General features: G+C 62.4%; 14 protein-coding genes. 9 read left to right on the top strand and 5 right to left on the bottom strand.

Going from position 1 to position 18,388, the window contains the following annotated elements:
* Nucleotides 1-437 precede the first annotated feature (437 nt).
* The 6 genes from M8Q45_RS22030 (at nt 438) to M8Q45_RS22005 (ending at nt 7,803) form a co-directional block, all read left to right on the top strand.
* A complete protein-coding gene (locus tag M8Q45_RS22030; protein ID WP_249876381.1) occupies nt 438-767 on the top strand; it encodes a DUF6124 family protein in 330 nt (109 codons plus the stop codon).
* 244 nt (nt 768-1,011) lie between these two features.
* Entirely contained in the window at nt 1,012-1,620 is a 609-nt protein-coding gene (locus M8Q45_RS22025; RefSeq protein WP_249876380.1) for a YqiA/YcfP family alpha/beta fold hydrolase, read from the top strand.
* 41 nt (nt 1,621-1,661) lie between these two features.
* The gene (gene parE, locus M8Q45_RS22020) at nt 1,662-3,566 is read left to right on the top strand and encodes a DNA topoisomerase IV subunit B (RefSeq protein WP_249876379.1); all 1,905 of its coding nucleotides are present in this window, start codon (nt 1,662-1,664) and stop codon (nt 3,564-3,566) included.
* Complete coding sequence (locus M8Q45_RS22015) at nt 3,566-4,552, top strand: esterase-like activity of phytase family protein (protein ID WP_249876378.1); 987 nt, start codon at nt 3,566-3,568, stop codon at nt 4,550-4,552. Before parE ends, M8Q45_RS22015 begins: the two co-directional genes overlap by 1 nt.
* A gap of 100 nt (nt 4,553-4,652) precedes the next feature.
* Complete coding sequence (gene parC / locus M8Q45_RS22010) at nt 4,653-6,917, top strand: DNA topoisomerase IV subunit A (RefSeq protein ID WP_249876377.1); 2,265 nt, start codon at nt 4,653-4,655, stop codon at nt 6,915-6,917.
* Between the two features lie 178 nt (nt 6,918-7,095).
* Entirely contained in the window at nt 7,096-7,803 is a 708-nt protein-coding gene (locus tag M8Q45_RS22005; protein WP_249876376.1) for a PqiC family protein, read from the top strand.
* Between the two features lie 239 nt (nt 7,804-8,042).
* Here M8Q45_RS22005 and M8Q45_RS22000 read toward each other — a convergent pair whose 3' ends face one another.
* Nucleotides 8,043-9,560 (bottom strand): AhpA/YtjB family protein, encoded by a 1,518-nt coding sequence (locus M8Q45_RS22000; protein ID WP_030140178.1) that lies wholly within the window; start codon nt 9,558-9,560, stop codon nt 8,043-8,045.
* Nucleotides 9,561-9,693: 133 nt separating this feature from the next.
* Between M8Q45_RS22000 and serB the strand changes: the two genes are divergently transcribed.
* On the top strand, nt 9,694-10,908 hold the full coding sequence (gene serB / locus M8Q45_RS21995) for a phosphoserine phosphatase SerB (protein WP_249876375.1): 1,215 nt from the start codon (nt 9,694-9,696) through the stop codon (nt 10,906-10,908).
* Nucleotides 10,909-11,081: 173 nt separating this feature from the next.
* On the opposite strand, the gene M8Q45_RS21990 is transcribed toward serB, so the two are convergent.
* The 4 genes from M8Q45_RS21990 to M8Q45_RS21975 form a co-directional block, all read right to left on the bottom strand.
* A complete protein-coding gene (locus M8Q45_RS21990) occupies nt 11,082-12,842 on the bottom strand; it encodes a cyclic-di-GMP receptor FimW-related protein (protein WP_249876374.1) in 1,761 nt (586 codons plus the stop codon).
* 127 nt (nt 12,843-12,969) lie between these two features.
* Complete coding sequence (gene asd, locus M8Q45_RS21985; RefSeq protein WP_249876373.1) at nt 12,970-13,830, bottom strand: archaetidylserine decarboxylase; 861 nt, start codon at nt 13,828-13,830, stop codon at nt 12,970-12,972.
* 17 nt (nt 13,831-13,847) lie between these two features.
* Nucleotides 13,848-14,663, bottom strand: coding sequence for a rhodanese-like domain-containing protein (locus M8Q45_RS21980; protein ID WP_249876372.1), 816 nt, complete (start codon nt 14,661-14,663; stop codon nt 13,848-13,850).
* Between the two features lie 43 nt (nt 14,664-14,706).
* The gene (locus M8Q45_RS21975) at nt 14,707-16,245 is read right to left on the bottom strand and encodes an HDOD domain-containing protein (protein WP_249876371.1); all 1,539 of its coding nucleotides are present in this window, start codon (nt 16,243-16,245) and stop codon (nt 14,707-14,709) included.
* Between the two features lie 167 nt (nt 16,246-16,412).
* Between M8Q45_RS21975 and motA the strand changes: the two genes are divergently transcribed.
* Nucleotides 16,413-17,264, top strand: a complete 852-nt coding sequence (motA, locus tag M8Q45_RS21970) for a flagellar motor stator protein MotA (RefSeq protein WP_003197198.1) — start codon at nt 16,413-16,415, stop codon at nt 17,262-17,264.
* 3 nt (nt 17,265-17,267) lie between these two features.
* The gene (motB, locus tag M8Q45_RS21965; RefSeq protein ID WP_249876370.1) at nt 17,268-18,308 is read left to right on the top strand and encodes a flagellar motor protein MotB; all 1,041 of its coding nucleotides are present in this window, start codon (nt 17,268-17,270) and stop codon (nt 18,306-18,308) included.
* Nucleotides 18,309-18,388: the final 80 nt, after the last annotated feature.

Raw genomic sequence — 18,388 nt, 5'->3', positions numbered from 1 at the left:
GCTCCCACAGGGGATCGGCGGTGTCCACTGATCTTGTAAACGACCAAAAACCCGTGTGGGAGCGAGCTTGCTCGCGATGGCGGCCTGACAGCCGACCAAGGCTTGTGGGAATGGTCGGACACTCTTTCTGATTCAAGCGGACTTTTCCGACGAACTCTGGCGGTTGCCGGGTGGGAAGGGCTGTCGCTAGTCTTTTCCCGTCGCTGCAAATTCAGCGGCCGGGCTTGGAAATCCGATAAGTAGACGGCGCGAAAGCGCCCTTCATGACGTATGCTTGCGGTCGTTTTTTGACCATGCTTTCGTTATGGCGGCTGTGCGCGGGAGACCTTCGGGTCTGTCGGGCTCGTTTACCCCGGTTTTCCAACCTGCGTACGGCTGCCACCCCCTCGCTTGGAAACGAACGTGGCAGCTCCAACCTGTAGACGGAGTGTCACCCTATGTTCAAAGCCACACCCAATCCCCCCGAAACCGATCCCCAAAAACTCGATGAAGCCGCCAAGCGTGCCATCGATCTTTATCTCGACCCCAAACCTCAAGCCACAAAGAAAAAAACCTCAGGTCAATTGTTCATTGTCGCAAAGAGCGCAGACACCGAAACCCTCCTGGCCAACCTCAGCGAAACCCTGGCCTCGGCCAACGCCATGCTCGGCGACCTGGCTTTCGATCTGGAGGGCTCGCGCCGGCATTTCGCCTTGGGAGTGCAGCAGATGATCGAACTCGGTGAATTGCTGGCGAATCGGGCGTTGGACATCGTCGAGCCACGCTAGGGCAGAGTAGGTTTTCGTGGCGAGGGGATTTATCCCCGCTGGGGTGCGAAGCAGCCCTAAGGCCAATCACCTTGGGGCGTCAGACTGTCTTGCATTCGGCTTTTTGGGCGCGCTTCGCGCCCCAGCGGGGATAAATCCCCTCGCCACAGGTTTTGTGTTTGTCCTAATAACCATCAGATCATCCGCCAATCCCCACAAACTCCCTGTAAACTCCGGCCTTTGCCCAACACCCAGGGAGTCGGCAATGTCGGGTTCGATCCTTTATATCCATGGCCTCAACAGCGCCCCGGCGTCGACCAAGGCCAGCCAATTGACACAAGTGATGACGCGCCTGGGCCTCAGCGACCAGCTACAGGTGCCGGCCCTGCATCACCACCCCCGCCAGGCCATCGGTCAGCTGGAGCAGGCGATTGCAGAACTGGGGCGGCCGCTGCTGGTCGGCAGCTCGCTCGGCGGCTACTATGCGACTCACTTGGCCGAACGCCACGGGCTCAAGGCCCTGCTGGTCAACCCTGCCGTGAGCCCGCATCGGATGTTCGACGGCTACCTGGGCACGCAGAAAAATTTATACACCGACGAAACCTGGGAATTGACCCACGACCACGTGACGGCCCTGGCCGAGCTGGAAGTGCCGGCGCCCCGGGATCCGCAACGGTTTCAGGTATGGTTGCAAACCGGTGACGAAACGCTGGATTATCGCCACGCCCAGCAGTATTACCGCGCCTGTGCCTTGCGCATCCAGGCCGGCGGCGACCACAGTTTCCAAGGGTTTGCCCAGCAGTTGCCGGCACTGTTGAGTTTTGCCGGCATTGGCGCCGATTTGTACCAGGCGATCGACTTCACGTCGCTGTGAGCCATCGCCCCTTTTCATTTGAACACTGACGACGAGACCCCATGGCCACTCCCAGCGCTAGCTCTTATAACGCAGACGCCATCGAAGTCCTCTCGGGCCTCGACCCGGTGCGCAAGCGCCCCGGCATGTACACCGACACCAGTCGGCCGAACCACCTCGCCCAGGAAGTCATCGACAACAGCGTCGACGAAGCCTTGGCCGGGCATGCGAAGTCGGTGCAGGTCATCCTGCACGCCGATCACTCGCTGGAAGTCAGCGATGACGGCCGCGGCATGCCGGTGGACATTCACCCGGAAGAGGGTGTGTCGGGCGTCGAGCTGATCCTCACCAAGCTCCACGCCGGCGGCAAGTTTTCCAACAAGAACTACCAGTTCTCCGGCGGTCTGCACGGGGTGGGTATTTCCGTGGTCAACGCCTTGTCAACCCAGGTGCGGGTGCGGGTCAAGCGTGACGGCAATGAGTACCAGATGACCTTCGCCGACGGCTACAAGGCCACCGAGCTGGAAGTGGTTGGCACCGTCGGCAAGCGCAACACCGGGACCAGCGTGTATTTCGCCCCGGATCCGAAGTATTTCGATTCACCGAAATTTTCCGTCAGCCGCCTCAAGCACGTGCTCAAGGCCAAGGCCGTGTTGTGCCCGGGGCTATTGGTCAGTTTCGAGGACAAGGCCACCGGCGAGAAAGTCGAATGGCATTACGAAGACGGCCTGCGCTCCTATCTGGTGGACGCGGTCAGTGGTTTCGAACGCCTGCCTGACGAGCCGTTCTGCGGCAGCCTGGCCGGTAACAAGGAAGCCGTGGATTGGGCGCTGCTGTGGCTGCCCGAAGGCGGCGAAAGCGTCCAGGAAAGCTACGTCAACCTGATCCCCACGGCCCAGGGCGGCACCCACGTCAACGGCTTGCGCCAGGGTCTGCTCGACGCCATGCGCGAGTTCTGCGAGTTCCGCAACCTGCTGCCCCGCGGCGTGAAGCTGGCGCCGGAAGACGTCTGGGAGCGCATTGCCTTCGTCCTGTCGATGAAGATGCAGGAACCGCAATTCTCCGGCCAGACCAAGGAACGCCTGTCGTCTCGCGAGGCGGCGGCGTTCGTGTCCGGCGTGGTCAAGGACGCGTTCAGCCTGTGGCTCAATGCCAACCCGGAAACCGGCCTGGCCCTGGCGGAGCTGGCGATCAACAACGCCGGCCGTCGTCTCAAGGCCAGCAAGAAAGTCGAGCGCAAGCGCATCACCCAAGGGCCGGCACTGCCGGGCAAGCTCGCCGATTGCGCCGGGCAGGACCCGATGCGTTCCGAGCTGTTCCTGGTGGAAGGTGACTCCGCCGGCGGTTCGGCCAAGCAGGCGCGGGACAAGGAGTTCCAGGCGATCCTGCCGTTGCGGGGCAAGATCCTCAACACCTGGGAAGTGGACGGCAGTGAAGTGCTGGCCAGCCAGGAAGTGCATAACATCGCCGTGGCCATCGGCGTCGATCCGGGCGCCGAGGACATGAGCCAGCTGCGCTACGGCAAGATCTGCATCCTCGCCGACGCCGACTCCGACGGCTTGCACATCGCCACGTTGCTCTGTGCCTTGTTCGTCCAGCATTTCCGTCCGCTGGTGGACGCCGGCCACGTCTACGTGGCGATGCCGCCGCTGTACCGCATCGACCTGGGCAAGGAAATCTACTACGCCCTGGACGAAGCCGAGCGCGACGGCATCCTCGACCGCCTGGTGGCCGAGAAAAAACGTGGCAAGCCGCAGGTCACCCGATTCAAGGGCCTGGGCGAGATGAACCCGCCGCAGTTGCGCGAAACCACCATGGACCCGAACACCCGTCGCCTGGTGCAGTTGACCCTGGATGATTTCGCCGCGACGACGGAAATGATGGACATGCTGCTGGCGAAGAAACGCGCGGGCGACCGCAAGTCCTGGCTTGAATCCAAGGGTGACTTGGCCGAGGTCCTGGCCTGATGCGCAAGGGTTTTGCCCTGGCGTTATTACTGTGGGCGGGGGGAGCGGTCGCAGGGCCCGCGCCGGAGTTGAAGCTGCTGTCCGAGCATGCCGTCGACGGCATGCGCGGCGGCAACTTGTCCGGCTTGGCGTTGTGCGGCAACGAGATGTGGACGGTGTCCGACCGCGACGACGACCGGGTCTATCGCCTCAAACCCAGCGATGTAGCGGTCTGGCAGGCTGAAACAATCGACATCCAGGTGCCGACGGTACCGGACAACGGTTTGCCGTGGGGCTTGAGATCTCGCACCTGGGCGACGTCGTTCCTGCGCGGGGGCGAGCTGGATTTCGAAGGCATCAGTTGCGACAGCGCCGGTAATCGCTATCTGGTCAGCGAGTCCCACGCCGCCGTACTGCAAATACCGCCGACAGGCGCTGCATCGTGGTTGAAAATCGCCCCGACGATGATTCGCCAGGCGCGGGGCAGCGGCATGTTGCTGCACTTCAACGCCTTGTTCGAAGGCCTTGCGGTCAACCCGGCCGGCGACCGGCTCTGGCTGGCGGCCGAGCGCGAACGCCGTGGCCTGCTGTTGATCAAGCGCCAGCAAACGGTATGGGACTGCGACGGCAATTGTGTATTGCTCAGCGAAGCGGGACAGGAGATGCAGCCGCCGCAATTTCCCAAGGCCAAGGCGGTTTCCCGGGATTTCGCCGATCTGTCATTGTTCGACGGCAAGCTGTTCACCCTGGAACGAAACGCCTATCAGATCTGCCGGCGCGATCCGCAGACTGCCCAGGTCGAGCGCTGCTGGTCCTTCGCTGCCGAGGCGCTGCAGGATAATCGCCGTTACTCGCAAGCCTATGGGCTGGCCGAAGCGCTGGTGGTGGACGCCCAAGGTGCATGGATGGGCCTGGACAACAACGACGGTGCCCGTGCCGACGGCGAGCGGCGACCCATCATCTGGCGCTTCGCCGCGCCGGACGGTGGCTGGGGCGCCTCGCCATGAGTTGGCAACCGCTGGGCACGAATGCCCCGGAAGAATTTGAATCTACCCTGCGCGATGGCACCACGCCGTTGCGCCAGACAACGAACTTGATGAGGCCCGCATGAGCGACATTCTTGCAGACAGCTTGGACGGCGTAGAGCGCCGATCGCTGGCTGACTTCACCGAAAATGCCTACCTCAATTACTCCATGTACGTGATCATGGACCGCGCCTTGCCGCACATCGGCGATGGCTTGAAGCCGGTCCAGCGGCGGATCATCTATGCCATGAGCGAGTTGGGGCTGGATGCCGATTCCAAGCACAAGAAATCGGCGCGTACCGTCGGCGACGTGCTCGGCAAGTTCCACCCCCACGGCGACTCGGCCTGCTACGAAGCCATGGTGCTGATGGCCCAGCCGTTCAGCTATCGCTACACGCTGGTGGACGGCCAGGGCAACTGGGGTGCACCGGACGATCCCAAGTCCTTCGCGGCCATGCGCTACACCGAGGCGCGGCTGTCGCGCTATTCCGAGGTGCTGCTCAGCGAACTGGGCCAGGGCACCGCGGACTGGGGGCCGAATTTTGACGGCACCCTCGACGAACCCCTGGTGTTGCCGGCGCGTTTGCCCAATATCCTGCTCAATGGCACCACCGGTATCGCCGTGGGCATGGCCACCGACGTGCCGCCGCACAACCTGCGGGAAGTGGCGACGGCGTGCGTGCGTTTGCTGGACGAGCCGAAAGCCACGGTGGAGCAGCTCTGCGAGCATATCCAGGGCCCGGACTACCCGACCGAAGCGGAAATCATCACGCCGCGCGCCGATCTGCTGAAAATCTACGAGACCGGTCGCGGTTCGGTGCGCATGCGTGCCGTCTACCACATCGAAGACGGCGACATCATCGTGACGGCACTGCCGCATCAGGTGTCCGGGGCCAAGGTCCTGGAGCAGATTGCGGCGATGATGCAGGCAAAACCGTCGAAAGCACCGCAAGTGGCCGACTTGCGCGACGAGTCCGATCACGAGAACCCGTGCCGTATCGTGATCATCCCGGTCAACAGCCGGGTCGACCACGATGCGCTGATGCAGCACCTGTTCGCCAGCACTGACCTCGAGTCGAGCTATCGGGTGAACATCAACATCATCGGCCTGGACGGCAAGCCACAACTGAAAAACCTGCGGGCATTGTTGGTGGAGTGGCTGGAGTTCCGGGTCAAGACCGTGCGCCGACGCCTGCAATTCCGCCTGGACAAGGTCGAGCGCCGCCTGCACCTGTTGGACGGCTTGTTGATCGCCTACCTCAACCTGGATGAAGTGATCCACATCATCCGCACCGAGGAGCACCCCAAGGCCAAGCTGATCGAGCGTTTTGCCCTGAGCGAAATCCAGGCCGACTACATCCTCGACACCCGCCTGCGCCAGTTGGCCCGCCTGGAAGAAATGAAGCTGCGCGCCGAGCAGGACGAGTTGCTCAAGGAGCAGGCCAAGCTGCAAGCCTTGTTGGGCAGCGAAGCCAAGCTCAAGAAGCTGGTGCGCACCGAACTGCTAAAGGACGCCGAGACCTACGGGGACGACCGTCGCTCGCCAATCGTCGAGCGCGCCGAAGCCAAGGCGTTGAGCGAGCACGACCTGCTGCCGAACGAGAAAGTCACAGTCGTGCTGTCGGAAAAAGGCTGGGTACGCTCCGCCAAAGGTCACGATATTGACGCCGCCGGGCTCTCCTATAAGGCCGGGGATGGCTTCAAGGCCCTGGCGCCCGGGCGCTCGAACCAGTTCGCGGTGTTCATCGACTCCACCGGGCGCAGTTATTCGGTGCCGGCCCACACCTTGCCATCGGCCCGTGGCCAGGGCGAACCGCTCACCGGTCGTCTGACGCCACCGCCGGGTGCAACTTTTGAGTGCGTGCTGATGCCTGATGATGACGGGCTGTACGTTATTGCTTCGGACGCCGGTTACGGGTTCGTCGTCAAGGGTGAGGACCTGCAAGCCAAGAACAAGGCGGGCAAGGCGCTGTTGAGTCTGCCGAACAACGCCAAGGTCATCGCACCGCGTCCGGTCATCGATCGCGAGAACAATTGGCTGGCGTCGGTGACGACAGAAGGGCGGTTGCTGGTGTTCAAGATCAGTGACCTGCCGCAGCTCGGCAAAGGGAAAGGCAACAAGATAATCGGGATTTCCGGCGAACGGGTGGCGAGTCGCGAGGAATATGTCACGGATATTGCAGTGATACCGGAGGGTGCCACGCTTGTGCTGCAGGCTGGAAAGCGTACGCTTTCACTGAAAGCGGACGATCTTGAGCATTACAAAGGTGAACGCGGTCGGCGGGGCAACAAGCTTCCAAGGGGTTTTCAGCGGGTGGATGCGCTGCTCGTCGAAAACCTCAATTGAGCGTGCTAGAGGGCTCGGTCTGCGATTAAATGCCGCAGATCGGAGTTTTGGCGCTGGAGTCGGGACGCATATTCACGGATGATAGGCCCTTTCAAGCGCCGGCGTGGCCGAGCGTTCTTCATAATGACCGAGTATTTTTCACTGTGGTAAGCCTTGTGGCCGCCACCTGGACGAGACGATGACTGCTCTGCGCCTTCCTATTTTGTGGCTCGCCGGCCTGCTTGGCCTGGCGGGCTGCAGCATGAACCAGCCGGTGTCGCTGTACCAGCTGGACAGCGGTACCCCGGCCCAGCCTGCGCAAAGCACAGGCATGGCCGTATTGCTTGGCCCGGTTCTGATCGCTGACTACCTGCAGCGTGAAACCCTGTTGCAACGCCAACCCGACGGCAGCCTGCAAGCCGCCACTGATGGCCGTTGGGCTGGTAGCCTGTCTTCCGATATCGATCAATTGCTGTTGCGCCAGGTGGCCGGACACCTGGACAGCCAGCGCGTGGTGCTGGCCCCGGCCAACCAGGGGTTCACCCCGGATGTGCAAGTGCTGTTGTCGATCACCCGGCTGGATTCAGGGAAATCCCAACCCGCCGTGCTCGATGCCCAATGGCGTCTGATCGACCGTCGCGGCACGGTTCGCGAGAACCGCATCGTTCACCTGCAAGAACAACATGCAGGTACGACCGCTGCACAGGTCCAGGCACAAGGGGTGCTCTTGCAGCGCCTGGCCGAGCAATTGTCCGTGTCCCTCAAGCCTTTGGCCAACCAGCCACCTATCGCGGAAGTACCGCGCAAGGCGGCTCCGGCCCCGGCAACCAAGCCGGTTGAAAAGGAAAAGGACAAGATCCCCATGGCCTTGCCGATTCGTACGGACATGGAAGTGTTCAGGTTCTGATGGTTTGAGATGGATGCAAGACAAGGCCCGCGTTGATGCGGGCTTTGTTGTTTCTGGCTCCAAGGATTTCAGTGCCTGTCCTGGCCCTATCGCGAGCAAGCTCGCTCCCACAGGAGATCTACGGTCGCATGAAGATCCCTGTGGGAGCGAGCTTGCTCGCGATAAGGCCAGTGAAGGCAACAAAAAAAGCCCGCGGATGATCACTCATCCGCGGGCTTGATTATTCCAGGGCCCAGGCCTCAGGCCTGACGCTCATGCATCCGCGCCAGTTGCCGCTCCAGCATCGACGGATATGGCTCCATCAAACGCTCCACGCAGCAAGCGCCTTCGGGGCTGGCGATGGGGCGAATGCGCGCGCGTTGGCGGATCAGCGCGTCGTCATTGATCTTGCGCTCCACCAGCAGCAGATTGCGGCTGTGCTGGGAGAGGGCCAATGCGTCCTGGGCGGTTTCGGTCAGCAGCAGGTCGATCTGGCTCAAGCCGTACAACCCATCGCCCAACGTCAGGCCCAGTTGCAATTGCAGGGTAATGCCGCTGTCGGCGACTTCGATCTGCAACTGGTGACCCAGCGCCCGCAGCAGCTCACCGCAGCAGATGGCGTTGGTCAGGTAGTCGTCGCCGCTGTCCTCGGTGTGGAACAGCATCAGCGTGCTGCCGTCGTTCAAGGTGTGCAGTTCGCCCTGATAAAGCGATGCGGCCTGATCGAGGCAATCGCGATAGCGTTCGAGTAGCTCCTTCAGGCGCGCCTGGGGCAGGCGGCGCAGTTGATCCTGGGCGCCCAGTTGCACGGCCAGCACGGCGCTGTGCTGGGGCAGGTTCGAGGCGACAGGACGGACCGCCGGTTGAGGGGCGCCGGCCACCGAGTCGTCTCGCAGGTCGGCAAAGGCGTCGTCGTCTTCCTCATCCTCGACAGCACGGACCACATGGCGCGGCGCAGGGCGGGAGGCAGGCATCGGCGCGCTTTCGTCGAAGCCCGGGTCACGCAGGTTGCGGACCTCGAAGCCTGGCTCGGCATCGTCTTCGTCGACGTAGTCGATGTCTTCAGGTTCCGGCACAGGCTCCGGTTCCGGCGCGAAGCTGGCATGAAGCTGGCGGGCCAGGTCGCCGATTTCGTCCTGGCGCTGGGTCGCCGGCGTGTGTTCATCGATGTCCCGCAGCCAGACACGCAATTGCAGCAACGGCGTGGAGATGTGCCGTCCCAGGCGCAGGCTCAAGGCCAGTGCCAGCGCCAACAGGATTGCGCTGAGGATGCCCATGCTTTGCAGGCTGATGGTCATCGGTTGCTGGAATTGGTCCATGTCCAGGCTGATGCGCAGTTGCCCGGCAGTCACGTCCTGGAAAGTGATCTTGCTCTGGTACATGCCGCCGGTCTCGCCCAGCAGGCCAGGTTTGGGGCGCTGGCCGGCCTCGGCGAGGATGCGGTTGTCCACACTGTAGATGGCGGCATGGGCGACCAGTTTGTTCTTGGTCAGGTTGTTGAGCAGCACGTTGAGGCTGAGGATGTCGTTGGACACCAGCAGCTCGGTGGCGGACGTGGCGGTCTGGGTGGTCAGGCTTTCGCCCAGGGCATCCGCCTGTTCGTGCATGGCCTGCTTGAATTGCAGGCCCATCACGCAGGCATAGATGACCAGGGCCAGGGCGACCAGGATCACGTTATGGCTGGCGATGCGCAATGCAATCGGCACGCGACGATGGCGCAATGCACGGAAGATCAGCAGGAAGAAATTGTCGGTTTTGACTGGCGTGGGCCGGTTCACTGAGCTCGGCTCTTTGTCCGTGAAATTGACGCGCAGTATAGCGACAGGCCCATGACCGGCAAAGCACTGGCGGTGCCCGATGGTCACTGAATGTGGGTAGAATGCGGTTTTTTTCCACCTGCGGGGGTGCGCCTTGCGCGAAATCGTCCTGATAAACATCACTGGCAGCGACCGTCCGGGTCTGACTGCGGCCATTACCGGCGTTCTGGCCCAGGGTGGTGTGAACATTCTCGACATCGGTCAGGCGGTGATCCATGACACGCTGTCGTTCGGCATCCTGGTTGAAATCCCGGACGCCGAACAGAGCAAGTCAGTGCTCAAGGACATCTTGTTCACGGCCTACAAGCTCGACCAGCAGGTGCGTTTCACCCCGGTGTCCGAAGCCGACTACCAGCACTGGGTGGCCGGCCAGGGCAAGAAGCGCCATATCGTGACGCTGTTGACCCGCAAGGTGACTGCCGAGCAGTTACAGCGTGTCAGTTCGATCACCGCCCACTACGGGCTGAATATCGACCACATCGACCGGCTGTCCGGGCGCATGCCGCTCGATACCCCGGCTGACCAGGGCAAGGGCTGCATCGAATTTTCCGTGCGCGGCGAACCGGCCGATCCCCAGGCGCTGCGTGCCGAATTCCTCAGCGTCGCTCAGGAACTGAACGTCGACATCGCTTTCCAGGAAGACTCTCTGTTCCGTCGTAATCGCCGCTTGGCAGTGTTCGACATGGACTCGACGTTGATCGAAGCCGAAGTCATCGACGAACTGGCCAAGGCGGCGGGCGTGGGCGACAAGGTCTCGGCCATCACCGAGCGGGCCATGGCCGGTGAGCTGGATTTCCGCGCCAGCTTCAAGGAGCGCCTCGCATTGCTCAAGGGCCTGGACGTCAGCGTGCTCGATTCCATCGGCGCCTCCCTGCGCCTGACCGAGGGCGCCGAAACCCTGTTCGCCGAACTCAAGCGCCTGGGCTACAAGACCGCCATCCTGTCCGGCGGCTTCACTTATTTCGCCAAGCAACTGCAGGCCAAGCTCGGTATTGACTACGTGTTCGCCAACGAACTAGAAGTGGTGGACGGCAAGGTCACCGGGGTTGCCGTCGAGCCGATCGTCGATGCCCAGCGCAAGGCAGATTTGCTGCGCGAATTGGCCGAGAAGGAAGGCCTTCGCCTGGAGCAGACCATTGCCGTGGGTGACGGCGCCAACGACCTGCCGATGCTGGCCATTGCCGGCCTGGGCGTGGCATTCCGGGCCAAGCCATTGGTCAAGCAATCGGCCCGGCAGGCGATTTCGACCTTGGGGTTGGATGGGGTGTTGTACTTGCTGGGTTTCCGCGATCGCGACGGGCAGGTTTGAGCAAACGCCGATCTGTGAACTTCGCATACTCGTGCAGGGGAGCTCGCTCCCGCTGACCTGCGTAGGAGCTGCCGAGCGAAGCGAGGCTGCGATCTCTTGATCTTGATCTTGATCTTTCGCTTGAGACTCAATGGGTCTTGGAAAGATCGCAGCCTCGCTTCGCTCGGCAGCTCCTACAGTGACTTCCACAACGAATCGAAATCCCCGTCGTGCGTACCGTCCTCCCCGCTGGTGCCTGAGTCTTCCTGGCGATAAGCGAACTGGTTGAAGCTGTGGGTGCTGGTCACCCGGCGATCCAGCCCGGCGCGGCGTTCCTGGCCGTTGGTATTGATCAACACCTTCTGGCCTTCCTGGAAGGGCAGGCGCGGCGCAATCACGGTGGGTGGCAGGTCGATGGCGCTTATCTCGGGAAGCAACAACCCACGCAGATAGTGCCCTTGTTCGTTCTGCTCGCGAAGCAATTGCAGGCCGCAAGGCTGGGCGTGCGGTGCCACCAGCTCAATGCCCATCTGCATGGCGCCATTGCGCACCTGGCGGATCCAGCGCACCACGGCGATGCTCCAGCTCTGGTCGTTGGCATCCCGAATGCCGACCATTTCGCCGGCCTGCAATTGTTCCGGCACCTCTTTCGGCCAGCCAAGGCAATAGCCGCCGGGGCTGTGGTTGATGATCGGCAGATCGTAAGTAGGGAAATGATGCCGGTTGTCGGAGCTGGCGCCATCGTCGTCGGCCGGGTTGACCGGATACTCGATTTCTTCGTAGGGCAAAAGCTCGCTGTCACCGGTGGGCGCGGCGTCGAAGGCCTGGCCCCAGGTGTCATTTTTCTTTGTCGGCGAGGCTTCGAAGTGCGCCTTGCGTGGGCCGGGCGTCTTGAGTATCTCGTTGAACGAACGCTCTCCCCCAAGGTAGTAGTGCAGTGCGCTCATGCCCACGCACAGCGTCAACGTACCGTTGCCCTCGGTGCGTTGGAAGCTGCGTTCGGCGGCCTCGCCCCAGGCGGCTTGCAAGTGATGCAGCGTATCGGCGCTCATGCCGGCGGGGACCGTCAGGGTCGATTCCACAGGTTGTGCCAAGTGGTCGGTGATGGCGCGCACCAAGGGCTGGGGGTCGAAACCCAGCAGGGTGGGTTGCTGTTCGGCGCGGAATTTCGACCGATAACGCGGCCCGACGTCCAGTGCCGGTGCGACGGCGAACAGGCTGGCGGCGGTGACGGCTGGGTCCAGCTTGACCCAATGGCTCCACGGTTCCAGGACCTCGGCCAACCGAGCGATCTGGCTCTGGCGCAATTGATTGCTACGCGAGGCGCCCAGCAGCAGGGCAACAACGTAGGTTTGCTCGATATTCAGTTCGTGAATCTGGCTGGCCAGCTCGTCGCTGACGCTCAGGTGCTGCAATTTGTATTGGCAAGCGATCCGGTACAGCTGGTGCAAATCGAGCCAGACCCCCTCTGGCACCGGGCTGTAGAGCTGGCTGGCGCGCAACAGGGTTCCATCGAGGGCGTGCGTGGCCCGCTGCAATGCCGTAGCCAGCAGGCGCGCCCGGTCCTTGGAGAATTTTGCCGAGATTCGCCCGACGATTTGCTTGTAGCCCATTGCCAGGTGGGCTTGCAGGGCCTGGCACAGGTTGACGATCTTGCGTGAGCGGTCATCCAGCACGATGGCTTGTTGCAGGAAGTGTCGCTCAAGGTGCTTGCAGACGTAATAAACCTCAGGCCGCAGCAGCTCCAGCAATTGCAGGCGATTATCGCTGGGCGTGAGCAGTTGGTTCAGCTCGCCGAGCGCCTGGTACAGCAGGCGGGCGGTTTCGCCGATGTTGGCCTTGGGCAGGTTGGCGATCCAACGCTTGAGGTCGCGTGGCGTGGCATCGCAAAAGGACAGGCGCGACTGGGTCGGTGTCGATATGCGCAGTAGCTGGAGAGGGCTGGTCTCATTCATGCCGTGGACAGGCTCCGGCGGAAATAAACGTATTGTTTCCAACTCTAGCAGTTGTGGGCGAAAGAGGTGCTCTATCTATGCTGGGTACCCTGTGGGAGCAAGCTCGCTCCCACATTTGATCTTTTACTTAGCCTTTTGGCAGTGCCAGGGCCTGGCCCATCTGGACTGGCGAGCCGGCCACCAGGTCTTCGGCCCATTTCACCTGCTCTGGACCAAACAGCACGATGGCCGTCGAACCCAACTTGAAACGGCCCAGCTCGGCGCCTTTTTCCAAGTGGATCGGCGCACGAGCGGCTTCGTCGTAGCGGAAGGTCTTCAGCTCGCGCTTGGGCGGCGTCACCAGTCCGGCCCAGACGGTCTCGATGGACGCGACGATCATCGCACCCACCAGCACGACGGCCATTGGCCCGCGCTCGGTATCGAAGATGCACGCGACGCGTTCGTTGCGGGCAAACAGCTCCGGGACGTTTTCGGCGGTGGTCTGGTTGACTGAGAAAATCCGGCCCGGGATGTAGACCATTTCCCGCAGGGTGCCGGCCAGCGGCATGTGCACGCGGTGGTAATCCTTGGGTGACAGGTAAATAGTGGCGAAATCGCCGCCCATGAACGGCGCGGCATTGGCCGCATCACCGCCCAGCAGTTCCAGCACGCTGAAGCTGTGGCCCTTGGCCTGGAACACACGGCCGTGCTCGATCGGGCCGAGCTGGCTGACGGCGCCGTCGGCGGGGCTGAGGATTGCGCCAGGGGTCTGATCCAGAGGTCGCGCACCGTCTTTCAGTGCACGGGTGAAAAACGCGTTGAAGTGCTCGTAGGCGGTGAGGTCTTCCACCAGCGCCTGGGACATGTCCACTTGGTAGCGCTTGGCGAACCAGGCCGTGAAGGCGTTCTTGAACCAGCGCACGCGGCATTCGGCGATGCAGCCGGCCAGCCGCGACAGCAGGTGGTGCGGCAGCAGGTACTGGGAAAGGATGAACAAGCGGTTTTTCATTAACTGTCCTTAAATCTTCAAAGCTCGATGGGGGTGTCGGGGTGGTTGCCCCATTCACCCCAGGAACCGGCATAGCCTTTGACCCGTGGATAACCGAGCGCCTTGGCCACCAGGTAGGTGAAGCCAGAGCGGTGGTGGGTCTGGCAGTGGGTGATGACTTCTTTGTCGGGCGTGATGCCCAGCTGTTCGAGGATCTGCGGCATGTCTTTGCGGATGCGCAGGCTGCGCGCCGGGTCCATGCCGGCCGTCCATTCGAAATTGACCGCGCCGGGGATGTGTCCGCCCCGGGCAGCGACGACCTTCTCGCCAGAATATTCCAACGGGCCGCGGGCGTCCCAGATCGCCAGGTCGCTGGCGCCGAGACGGCTTTGCAGGTACTCGCGAGTGGCGGTGGGTTCTTCGTGCAGCACCAGGCTGACAGGACCCCCGACCGGCGCCGGGACCTCGGTCGACACTGGCAGGCCGAGGTCCAGCCAGGACAGCAGGCCACCGTCGAGATAGTGATAATTCGAATGCCCGATCACATCGAGCAACCAGATAAAACGCCCGGCCCAGCCGCCGCCTTCGTCGTCATACACCACGTAGACCGCGCCGGGGTCATGCCCGAGTTCGCCGAACAGCGCTTCCAGGTCGGCCTTTGCCGGCAACAGGCCCGGCGCCGGGGGCTGGCCCAGTTGCGTGCGTTTCGGATCGACGAAGCGTGCGCCGGGAATATGACCGCTGCTGTAGCGCGCGGCGCTGGTCAGGTCCACCAGAATCAGGTTGGGCGCAGCGAGGCGCGGCAAGAGCTCGTTCGGCTCGATTACCAGATGCAAGCCAGAGAAGTCAGGCATGTGAGGTCTCCTGGGGGCGCAAAGGGAAAGGATTGTAGCAAGTTCAGCGGCCGCGGTTGGTAAAGGTGTGCAGGGCCCTTTCGATGCATTGCACGGTTTTGCCGAAGGCCTGCACGGTCACGTCCGAGAACGGCCCGCCGCCCTGGTCCACGACCACCAACATGATCACCCGCCCATTGCAGGTCAGTGAGCGCAACAGCAGGTGCTCGCCCCGGAACAAGGCGCGCAGGCCCGGAGGCAGCAAGGCGGAAAATTGGGCGTTGTTCTCGGGGTTCAGGCGAACCTGGGCTTGCTGGGCCAACAAGCGCTGCAAGACTTTGCTTTGGCTGATGGAAAAGCTCATCGCCGCCGCTTCCTTGGGCAGGCCGGCAGTCTGATGCACGCGTACGCTGGTCTGGCTGCGGTCGGCCATCAAAATCATCACCCGGCGCATGCCGCACGCCACCAACGCATTTCGGGCCGAGGTGGTCAGGTGCATGGCGTTGCTGAACGGGCTCGGCTCCACCAGCAGCTCGGCGCATTGCTTGCGCCATTGGCTCAGGTCCTGTGCGCTGGGCGGCGCGGCTGGCAACAAGCCAGGGTGAACACGGCGGCTGCCCCAGGGCCAGATCAACGCCACGGCCGGGTGCCAGAGGTCCGGCATGGCGTGATGGCGGGCACTGGTGGCGGCTTGCTGGTGGAGCTGCTGCTGGAGTTCGTCCATCGGCATCTGCAGATACAGGCTCGTGAGGTATTGCCAGCGAGCGCAGTGCGGACTGTCCCAGGCTTGTTGCGCCGACAGTGCCAGGCCGTTGGCCAGCAGCACGGTGTTGGCTGGCTGGTTGAGCCAGCGGCGCAGGGTCGGATCGTCGTCCAGGCGATTCTGCTGGCGCAGCGGATGCTCACTGTCCCGGGCAATGCGCAGGACCTTGACCAGTTCGCGGCGCTCGTTGAGCAACAGCCGATAGCCTTGCATGACCCAGACCGGCAGGCGCCACGCTTCGACCAGCGCGAGGCAGATCTTCAGCAGGCTGACGCCGAACAGTTCGCGCTCCACGGTGCTGGCAGGCTGGCCTTTATGAACGACCCGCAACTCCCATTCCCCGAGCAGTCGCGGATGAGTCAGGGCCAGTGGCCAGAGCGGTGAAAGAAACAGCAGGCTGCCCCAGTGGATGTCCTGCCACAGCCGCGCCAGGCGGCTGGAAAAAAAGCCATTGGCCTGTTGGGTGGCGTGCTGGCTGATCAATTGCAGTTGGCGCAGGGCGACCGGTATCTGGTGCTCCGGCAACGACGGCAGGCGGGCGAGCAGCTCTTCGGTGCGCTTGAGGCCGAGGCGGTTGATCGCCACTTCGAGATTTTCCGCCGGTTCCGCCAGGGTGCCATGGGTGTGATGGTTGGCTTCGCGGATCACGCTCAGGGCCAGGGCAGGGCTGTCCTGCATAAGCTCGGCGATCTCACGCAACGAGCGTCGACTGTCGGCAATGGCCTTGCAGACCAGGTCGTGACTGGCCTGGGGCACCGGCAAATGAACGCCCTGGAGCAGCTTCAGCCAGCCTTCGAGCGTGGTCGGTCTTGGGGTCGGAACGTTCGTTTCGTTAGCCATGGTTGGACGTGATCATCGCATGGGGTATCTGCGCCCGGAGCGGGGCAAAATTGGCTTTTCGCCGGAACTGGCTATAGTCTGGCGCAGTTTTGCCGATAAGTAGAAGAAGAGATTTTTCAGCTTCCGAATATGACCTTGAACCCGACTTAAATAAGTACTTTCTATCTATGGCTAAAATTATCGGCATCATTGTCGTGTTCGCGAGCGTGCTCGGCGGATACGTGCTTTCCCATGGCAAGATCGCAGCCCTGATCCAGCCTTTCGAGGTGATGATCATCGGCGGTGCGGCCCTCGGCGCATTCTTGCAGGCCAACCCCGGCTACATGACGATGCATGTGCTCAAGAAATCCCTGGGCATGTTCAGTTCGCGCTTCAGCCACACCTTCTACCTGGAAGTGTTGGGGCTGATCTACGAGATCCTCAACAAGAGCCGCCGCGAAGGCATGATGGCGATCGAGGGCGACATCGAAGACGCCGCCGCCAGCCCGATTTTCGCCAAGTACCCCGCCGTACTGAAGGACGCCCGCATGACGGCGTTCATCTGCGATTACCTGCGCATCATGTCGTCCGGCAACATGGCGCCCCATGAACTCGAAGGCCTGTTCGACATGGAGCTGTACAGCCTCAAGGAAGACCTGGAGCACCCCTCCCACGCGGTGACCGGCATCGCCGACGCCATGCCCGGCTTCGGTATTGTCGCGGCGGTACTCGGGATCGTGGTGACCATGGCGTCCCTGGGCGATGGCGACCAGAAATCCATCGGCCTGCACGTCGGTGCGGCATTGGTGGGTACCTTCTTCGGTATCTTGGCGGCGTACGGTTTCTTCGGTCCGCTGGCCCATTCCCTGGCCCATGACGCCAAGGAAGAGCTCAATGTGTACGAGGCCATCAAGGCCTCGCTCGTGGCCTCGGCCTCGGGCATGCCGCCATCCCTGGCGGTGGAGTTCGGTCGCAAGGTCCTGTACCCGGCGCACCGTCCGAGCTTCGCCGAGTTGGAACAAGCGGTTCGCGGTCGCTAAGCCATGGAAAACAATCAGCCGATCATTGTAAAGCGCGTCAAGCGCATCGCCGCGGGGCATCACGGGGGCGCCTGGAAAATCGCCTTCGCCGACTTCGCGACGGCGATGATGGCGTTCTTCCTGGTGTTGTGGCTGCTGTCCACCGCGACGCCGGAACAGAAGATCGCCATCGCCGGTTACTTCAAGGACCCCGTCGGTTTTTCCGAAAGCGGCACGCCCTACATCATCGACTTGGGCGGCTCGCCGACCCTGGCGCCGGACACGACCCTGAACCCGGAGGTGAAGTCGCAACCCCAGCCTGACAAGGTGACGGTGGACTCCGAGCAGGTCGAGGGCATGGCCGAGCAGGTCGAGCGCGAGCGCCTGGAACTGCTCCTGCAGGAATTGCAGAACAAGGTCGAAGAGAACCCGCAACTGCAGAAATTCAAGGACCAGATCCTGTTCGAAATCACGCCTAACGGCTTGCGCATCCAGATCATGGATGCCGAGAACCGGCCGATGTTCGACTCTGGCAGCGCGCGCCTGAAGCCGTATTTCGAAGACATCCTGCTGGCCATGGCCGACACCATCAAGGCGGTGCCGAACAAGATCAGCATCAGTGGTCACACCGATGCCAAGCCTTACATCGGCAAGGGCGACTTCGGTAACTGGGAGTTGTCGGCCAACCGTGCCAACGCGGCGCGTCGGGCCCTGGTGGCGGGCAGTTATCCGGATGAGCAAGTGGCTCGGGTGGTGGGTTATGCATCTTCGGCGCTGTTCGACCGCAAGGACCCGTTCAACCCGGTCAACCGGCGTATCGACATCGTGGTATTGACCAAGAAGGCCCAGCAAGCCATCGAAGGTTCGCAAACCAACGACCTGCCGCCCGACCCTGCCCAAGGCCAAGGCGCCCCCGGCGAAGCACCGGCGACAACACCTGGGGCCGCGGCGGATCCGAACGCGCTGCCGGCGGACCAACAGCCCGTGCCGGCCCACGAATTGCGCGAACGCCTGAACCTGTTCGATGACGCCGCGCCAAAACCGGCGGAGCCGCCAGCGCAGTGACCCACAAAAAAGCCGACCTCTAGGTCGGCTTTTTATTGGGTCATGTTCGCTTGAGACTTGCTTGCCTTTGTGGCGAGGGA

The sequence above is a fragment of the Pseudomonas sp. T1.Ur genome (assembly GCF_023516725.1).
Taxonomy (GTDB): Bacteria; Pseudomonadota; Gammaproteobacteria; order Pseudomonadales; family Pseudomonadaceae; genus Aquipseudomonas; species Aquipseudomonas alvandae.
Note: the sequence above shows the minus strand (reverse complement) of the source record. Positions and strands in the feature narration are given on the sequence as shown.